Annotated in this window: 7 protein-coding genes; 2 read left to right on the forward strand and 5 right to left on the reverse strand. The window is 64.2% G+C overall.

What is annotated here, in order from left to right; translation table 11 throughout:
- Positions 1-222 precede the first annotated feature (222 nt).
- Both EOA38_RS21615 and mazG read left to right on the forward strand, forming a co-directional pair.
- A complete protein-coding gene (locus EOA38_RS21615; RefSeq protein WP_127300191.1) occupies positions 223-1,407 on the forward strand; it encodes an amino acid aminotransferase in 1,185 nt (394 codons plus the stop codon).
- An 81-nt stretch (positions 1,408-1,488) separates the two neighbouring features.
- Positions 1,489-2,313, forward strand: a complete 825-nt coding sequence (gene mazG / locus EOA38_RS21620) for a nucleoside triphosphate pyrophosphohydrolase (protein ID WP_127300192.1) — start codon at positions 1,489-1,491, stop codon at positions 2,311-2,313.
- A gap of 8 nt (positions 2,314-2,321) precedes the next feature.
- On the opposite strand, the gene hflX is transcribed toward mazG, so the two are convergent.
- From hflX to EOA38_RS21645, 5 genes are all read right to left on the reverse strand, one after another.
- Positions 2,322-3,710 carry a GTPase HflX gene (hflX, locus tag EOA38_RS21625; RefSeq protein ID WP_127300193.1) on the reverse strand — a complete coding sequence of 463 codons (1,389 nt, stop codon included), beginning with the start codon at positions 3,708-3,710 and terminating at the stop codon, positions 2,322-2,324.
- A complete protein-coding gene (hfq, locus tag EOA38_RS21630) occupies positions 3,711-3,956 on the reverse strand; it encodes an RNA chaperone Hfq (RefSeq protein ID WP_066989720.1) in 246 nt (81 codons plus the stop codon). It lies immediately after the preceding gene.
- A gap of 143 nt (positions 3,957-4,099) precedes the next feature.
- Positions 4,100-4,963, reverse strand: a complete 864-nt coding sequence (locus tag EOA38_RS21635; protein ID WP_127300194.1) for a D-amino-acid transaminase — start codon at positions 4,961-4,963, stop codon at positions 4,100-4,102.
- A 172-nt stretch (positions 4,964-5,135) separates the two neighbouring features.
- Entirely contained in the window at positions 5,136-6,497 is a 1,362-nt protein-coding gene (locus tag EOA38_RS21640; protein WP_127300195.1) for a sigma-54 dependent transcriptional regulator, read from the reverse strand.
- A partial coding sequence (locus EOA38_RS21645) for a PAS domain-containing sensor histidine kinase (protein ID WP_145966025.1) occupies positions 6,487-7,731 on the reverse strand: 1,245 nt, incomplete at its 5' end. The genes EOA38_RS21640 and EOA38_RS21645, both read right to left, overlap by 11 nt.

Here is a 7,731-nt window from a genome sequence, read left to right on the forward strand (position 1 = left end):
CGACCGTTTCATGCTCTGTTTACGGAGCATGTGGGGACTTTAATCCCCGCCCGCCGCTTTCTTTTGCGACTACGGGCATGCGACCGGCCGAGACTTTGCCAGTCGCCGGCTCGCCAGCCGTCCAGATGCCGACGCTTGTCCGCTTTCAAACATGGCGCACGGAAACTGCTGGCGCGGCGCGGCCGATTTGCGTATCACTCCGCCGCCATTGGAGCCTCATCGATGTTCGAAAACCTGCAGCCCGCGCCCGCCGACAAGATCCTCGCCCTGATCGGCCTCTACCGCGCCGACACGCGCCCCGGCAAGGTCGACCTCGGCGTCGGCGTCTACAAGGATCGGGACGGCAAAACACCGGTGATGCGCGCCGTTCGCGAGGCGGAGAAGCGGCTGCTCGCCAGCCAGGACACCAAGACCTATCTCGGTCTTGCCGGCGATACCGGCTTCAACGCCGCGATGATCAAGCTTGCCTTCGGCGAGAAGGCGGATCTTTCGCGCATCCGCGCCGCACAAGCGCCGGGCGGATCGGGCGCGCTCAGGCTGGTGGCGGAACTTCTGCAGCGCACGCGCCCCGGCGCGACGGTCTGGCTGTCCGATCCGACCTGGCCGAACCACCTGCCGGTGATGCGCGCCGCCGGCCTCAAGGTGCGCGACTATCCCTATTTCGACGCCGCGTCGGGCGCCGTGCGCTTCGACGACATGGTGGCGGCGCTCAAGACCGCCAACGGCGGCGATATCGTGTTGCTGCATGGCTGCTGTCACAACCCGACGGGCGCCAATCTCGATGCGGCGCAGTGGGCCAAGGTCGCCGACGTGCTGCTCGAGCGCGACCTGCTGCCCTTCGTCGACATCGCTTACCAGGGTTTCGGCGAAGGCCTCGACGCCGATGCCGCCGGACTGCGGCTGCTGGCCGACAAGGTCCCGGAAATGGTCGTCGCCTCGAGCTGCTCGAAGAATTTCGCCGTCTATCGCGACCGCGTCGGCGCCGCGATGATCATGGCCAAGGACGGCGCGCAGGCGGATGTGGCGATGAGCCAGATGCTGGCGGCGGCCCGAGCGCTCTATTCAATGCCGCCGGACCACGGCGCGGCGGCCGTGCGCATGGTGCTGGAAGACGCCTCGCTCAAGAAGGACTGGGAAGCTGAGCTCGAAGAAATGCGACTGCGCATGCTCAGGCTGCGCGTCGCTTTTGCCGAAGCGTTGCGCCGGCAGTCCAACTCCGATCGCTTCGATTTCGTCGCCAGCCATCGCGGCATGTTCTCCCGCCTCGGGCTGACGGAAGCCCAAGTCGAGCGCCTGCGCACCGAACATGCCGTCTATATGGTTGGCGACAGCCGCATCAACGTGGCCGGCCTGCCGGAGGACAGCATGGACGATCTCGCCAAGGCGATCGTCTCGGTTCTCGACTGAAAACGGCGCAACTGTGGACAATAGGCTTTTGCCTACCGGCGGGATTGGTCGTCCGCCGCGCTTCGCGCTAGGGTTCACGGCATGAAACCCTCGAAGGATATCTCCCGGCTGATCGAGATCATGGCGGCGCTGCGGGCGCCGAAGACTGGCTGTCCATGGGACATCGAGCAGAATTTCTCGACCATCGCGCCCTACACGATCGAGGAAGCCTATGAGGTGGCGGACGCGATCGTGCGGGGCGATCTCGACGATCTGCGCGAGGAACTGGGCGACCTCTTGCTGCAGGTCGTCTATCATGCGCAGATGGCCGAGGAAGCCGGTGAGTTCGCGTTTGGCGACGTCGTCGAGGCCATCACCACCAAGATGATCCGCCGCCATCCGCATGTCTTCGGCGACGAGGAAGCGCGCAGCGCCGGCATGGCCAAGGGCATGTGGGAGAAGATCAAGTCGGCGGAGAAGGCCGACAAGCGCAACGCCCGCATCGCGCGCGGCCTCGACCCGGAGGACCACGGCAAGGGCTATCTCGACGGTGTGCCGGTTGCGCTGCCTGCCCTGACCCGTGCGCTCAAGCTGCAGGAGAAAGCGGCCCGCGTCGGTTTCGACTGGAGCGAGGCGGCGCCGATCCTCGACAAAATCGAGGAAGAGATCGGCGAGTTGCGCGAGGCGCTCGCCACGGGCGACGCAGCGCCCATCAAGGACGAGTTCGGCGACATGCTGTTTGCCGTCGTCAACCTCGGCCGCCATTTGAAGCTCGATGCCGAAGCCGCGCTCAGCGGCACCAACGAGAAATTCCGCTCGCGATTCCACTATGTCGAGCAAGCTCTGGAGGCCTCCGGCAGCTCGCTCGAGAGAGCGACGCTGGACGAGATGGAAGCGCTCTGGCAGCAGGCCAAAAGCGTAAAATAAGCAGCAGGTTAACTGCCTGTCTTGCGGTGCAGCCTGCTCTCGATTTCCTGCCTGGCGCTGTGGGTGGCCGTCAGCGAGAGGGTGACGCTGCCGTCCTCATTGTCGGTCCGTGAGACGACATCGCCGTTGCGGTAGAGCCAGTCGACCTGGCCGAGTTGGGCCGGGCTCAGCGTCACCGTCATTGTTTCGAGCTCGCCCGACACCCTGGTCTCGATGAGCGCCTTCAGCGCATCGATCCCCTCGCCGGTCGCCGCCGATATCGCGATCGGCGGCGCCTTGCCGCCGGCGCTCCCGGCAAGCAGGCGCTCGCGATTGCCCTCGTCGAGCAGGTCGATCTTGTTCCACACCTCGATCACGCGGCTGGTGTCGGCGGCATCGACGCCGAGATCGCCGAGGATGCGCTCGACATCTTCCGCCTGCGCTGCCGTGTCGGGATCGGAAATGTCGCGCAGATGCAGCACGAGATCGGCCTCGACGACCTCTTCCAGCGTCGCCCGGAAGGCCGCGACCAGATGCGTCGGCAGGTCGGAGATGAAGCCGACGGTGTCGGACAGGATGATCGGCGTGCCGTGCGGCAGCCGCACGCGGCGCAATGTCGGATCGAGCGTGGCGAACAGCATGTCCTCGGCCAGCACCCCTGCCCCGGTCATCCGGTTGAACAACGTCGATTTTCCGGCATTGGTGTAGCCGACGATCGCCACAACCGGAAACGGTACCTTCTTGCGCTTGGCCCGGTGCAGGTCGCGCGTGCGGCGAACCGTTTCCAGCTCTTGTTTCAGCTTGGTGATCTTATCCTGCAGGATGCGCCGGTCGGACTCGATCTGTGTTTCGCCGGGACCGCCGAGAAAACCGGCGCCGCCTCGTTGCCGTTCGAGGTGGGTCCAGCTCCGCACCAGCCGGCCCTTCTGGTAGTTGAGATGCGCCAGCTCGACCTGGAGGGTACCTTCCTTGGTCCGCGCGCGCTCGCCGAAGATTTCGAGAATCAGCCCGGTGCGGTCGAGCACCTTGGCGTTGAGTTCCTTTTCCAGATTGCGCTGCTGCACCGGCGTCAGCGGGTGATCGACGATGACCAGTTCCGCCTTGCGCTCCTCCACGATGTCGGCGAACTCCGCCACCTTGCCGCTGCCGAGCAGCGTCGCCGGGCGAGGGTCGGCGACCGTCACCACCGCGGTGTGGACCGGATTGAGATCGATGGCGCTGGCAAGGCCGACCGCCTCGTCGTGGCGGGCATCGGCCGAGCGACTCAGGCGCGGGCGGTTCGAATCGTCTTCGCCGCGGGGCTGGCGCGCAAGCACCGGCACAATGACAACCGTCCGGGTCGGATCCTTGGCCTCCGGCCCGAGCTGGTGTCCTTGCTTTCCGCGAACGCTGCGGTCCGCGTCCTTTTCACGTGCCAATCAGGCGCCCTGGCCTTCCTCGCCATCGAACATCTGTACCGGCTGGCTCGGCATGATCGTGGAAATGGCGTGCTTGTAGACGAGCTGGGAATGCCCGTCGCGCCGCAACAACACACAAAAATTGTCGAACGAAGTGACGACGCCGGTCAGCTTCACGCCGTTGATGAGGAAGATGGTAAGTGGATTTTTGCTCTTGCGAACTGAATTCAGGAACAGGTCCTGAAGGTTTTGCGATCGTTCCGCCATTGTTTTTGTCTTTCGCCGATCCCCTTCGGTCTGCGGCCCAATGCGCCAAATTACTCGGCACCTGTCAAGCACGCAAACCCCCTCTTGCCGCCTAAACGACAAGCAGAACGAGATAGTTGAGGTTCATTCCACCTTTGCGGTTATCAGGCCGGACTTTTTTCCGCAATGTCAAAAAATGCCTGCCGCAACGAAAGTGTCATAGAGCCGGGGTGGCCGTTTGCGATCGGCGCACCGTCGATTTCGACCACCGGCATAGCGATCGTGGTCGCGGAACTGATGAACGCCTCGCGCGCCGCCTTGGCTTCGGCGACCGAAAACCCGCGTTCTTCGATCCTCAGACCGAGCTTGGCGGCGACATCGAACAGCGTGGTGCGCGTGATGCCGCGCAGGATGCCGTGCTCGGCCGGCCGCGTCACCAGAACGCCGTCGCGGGTGACGATCCAGGCGTTGGACGAGCCGCCTTCCTTGACCGTGCCGTCGGCGTCGACGAACCAGGCCTCCTGGGCGCCGGCTTCCTTGGCCTTCTGCTTGGCCAGAACATTGGGCAGAAGGCCGGTGCTCTTGATATCGACGCGATCCCAGCGATTCTCCGGCACGGTGATCACCTTGATGCCGGTCTCCACGCGCTTGGCGGCGGCACCAGGATCGGCCTTGCGGGCGGTTATGACGAGGGCCGGCCTGATGCCTGCCCCTGGAAAGACGAAGTCGCGGCCGGCGACACCGCGCGTCACCTGCAGATAAACGAGGCCGTTGACGACGTGGTTGCGGCGCACCACCTCGCGCAGCAGCAGCGGCAGCACACCTTCCGAGACCGGCCAGGCAATCGACAGCTCCTTCAGCGAGCGCTTGAGCCGGGCAAGATGGCGTGGCATGTCTACGATAAAGCCGCGCGCCACCTCGCAGACCTCATAGACGCCGTCGGCGAACTGGTAGCCGCGATCCTCGATATGGACGCGGGCTTGAGCATGGGCGACGTAGCGCCCGTTGACATAGGCAATGCGCGGCATGGAAACCCCTCGGAGCTATTCGGCTGTCTTAGGCGATTCCGCCGCTGCCGTAATGAACAATCGGGTGGACCAAGCGATCCTGGAGCCGTTCAGCGTTTGAGAGGATCGCCGCCCCGCTCTGAGCATCGCAATTCCGGACGGAAAATCGCTGCGCACTTTTCCTGGAATTGCTTTAGACGCCGAGCGACTTCAACTTGCGGTGCAGAGCGGACCGCTCCATGCCGATGAATTCGGCCGTCTTCGAGATGTTGCCGCCGAAGCGGTTGATCTGAGCGACCAGATAGTCCTTCTCGAACTGCTCGCGCGCCTCGCGCAGCGGCAGCGCCATGATGTGCTGGTCCGACTGGTTCGGCGTGCGCGGCATGACATCGCCGATCTCGGAGGGCAGAAGGTCGGCGGTGATCGGCGCATCAGCGTCGCCGCCGCGGGCCAGGATCATCAGCCGCTCGACATTGTTGCGCAACTGGCGGACGTTGCCCGGCCAGTTATGCGCCTGCAGAACGGCTAAAGCGTCGTCGCCGATGCGGCGCGGCTTGATGCCGGCCTGGCGCGCGATCTGCTTCATGAAATTGTCGACGAGATACGGGATATCCTCGCGCCGCTCGGCGAGCCCCGGCACCATGACCGGAACCACCGCCAGGCGGTGGTAGAGATCCTCGCGGAAACGGCCGTCGGCGATCATCGCCTCCAGGTTCTGCGAGGTGGACGAGATGATGCGGACGTCGACCTTGACCCGCTTGGTGCCGCCTACCCGCTCGAACTGCTGCTCGACCAGCACGCGCAGGATCTTGTTCTGCGTCTCGCGCGGCATGTCGGCGACTTCATCGATGTAGAGGATACCGCGATGCGCCTCCTCCAGCGCGCCGACCTTGCGCTCGGTGCCGTTCGATTCGGTGCCGAACAGCTCGATCTCCATGCGCTCGGGTGTGATGGTGGCAGCGCTCAAGGTCACGAAAGGTGCGTTCTTGCGTGCCGAGAGCGCGTGGATGGCGCGCGCCGTCAGTTCCTTGCCGGAGCCGGACGGGCCGATGATCATGACGCGGCTGTTGGTCGGCGCGACGCGCTCGATGGTCTGCCGCAACTGGCTCATCGCCGACGACATGCCGATCAGGTCGAAGGTCTCGCCGCTGCGCAGCTTGAGATCGGAGACCTCGCGCCGCAATTTGGACGTCTCCAGAGCGCGTTCGGCGATCAGGATGAGGCGGTCGGCCTTGAACGGCTTCTCGATGAAATCATAGGCGCCGCGCCGGATGGCCGAAACCGCCGTTTCGATGTTGCCGTGGCCGGAGATCATCACCACCGGCATGTTAGGATGCATCGTCTTGATCTCGTCCAGCAGCGCCAGACCATCGAGGCGCGAGCCCTGCAGCCAGATATCGAGGAAAATCAGCCGTGGCGCCCGATCTGCGATTGCTGCCAGCGCGCTGTCGGCATCGTGTGCCGTGCGGGTTTCGTGACCTTCGTCGCTCAGGATACCGGCGACGAGTTCGCGGATGTCTTCCTCGTCATCGACGATGAGAATGTCAGACGCCATTACCGACCTTTTCAGTTTCTCGTTCGTGTTCATTGCGGCCTTCGCCGCGTGGCGGCACGGCTACGACCGCCGCCGGCGGCAGGATGATCGAGATCATCGCGCCCCGGCCGCCGTGGAAATCCGGCGGCGCGTCGTGCAATTCGAGCCGGCCACCATGGTCCTCCACGATCTTCTTGACGATAGCGAGGCCAAGGCCGGTGCCTTTTTCGCGCGTCGTCATATAGGGCTCGAGCAGCCTCTGCCGATTCTCGCGCGGCAGCCCTTTGCCGTTGTCGATAACGTCGATTCTTATGGCGCTATCTTGGCGCCCGGCTTGAATCCGGATTGTGCCGTCGGAACGGTCTTTCGCATCAAGTCCGTCTATGGCCTCGGCGGCGTTCTTGATGACGTTGCCGAAAGCCTGCGCCATCAGGCGGCTGTCGAACGTGCCCTTCAGCGGCTCGTTGCCGAAATCGCGCTCGAAGGCAATGTCGGAGCGGCTGACCTCCACCAGGAACGACGCCTCGCGCAGCGATTCGCGCAGATCGATGACTTTCATCTCCGGCTTCGGCATGCGGGCGAAGGCCGAGAATTCGTCGACCATGCGGCCGATGTCCTCGACCTGGCGGATGATGGTGTCCGTGCACTGATCGAAGACCTCGCGGTCCTCGGTGATGACCTTGCCGTAACGGCGCCTGATGCGCTCGGCCGAGAGCTGGATCGGCGTCAGCGGATTCTTGATCTCATGAGCGATGCGCCGCGCGACGTCCGCCCAGGCGGACGAGCGCTGCGCCTGAACCAGATCGGTGATGTCGTCGACGGTGACGACATAGGATTTTTCTTCTGCGGCCTCGTCTTCTGCCTCGACTGTGACCTGGACATTGAAGGTCCGTTCCATGCCGGCGCGGAAGAAGGTGACCTGCTCGCGATAGACCGGCTTGCCGGACTGGCGGCCGATCTCGAAGACGCGGCCGACATGCGGCAGGATGGCCGACAGGTTCTGTCCGAGCGCGGCACTTGCCGAGATCGCGAGCATCGTTTCGGCCGAGCGATTGACGATGGTGACGATGCCGTACGGATCGACGCCGATGACGCCGGCGGTGACGCCTGCCAGCACTGCCTCCGAGAAGCGCCGCCGCTCGTCGATCAGATCCTTGGCCGACAGCAACTCGTTGCGCTGCGATTTGAGCTCGAGGATCATGTTGTTGAAGGTGTCGCCAAGCGAGGCCACATCGCCGTCCGAATGGCGTACGGG

Origin of the sequence: Mesorhizobium sp. M1E.F.Ca.ET.041.01.1.1 (genome assembly GCF_003997355.1) — a bacterium.
Taxonomy (GTDB): domain Bacteria; phylum Pseudomonadota; class Alphaproteobacteria; order Rhizobiales; family Rhizobiaceae; genus Mesorhizobium.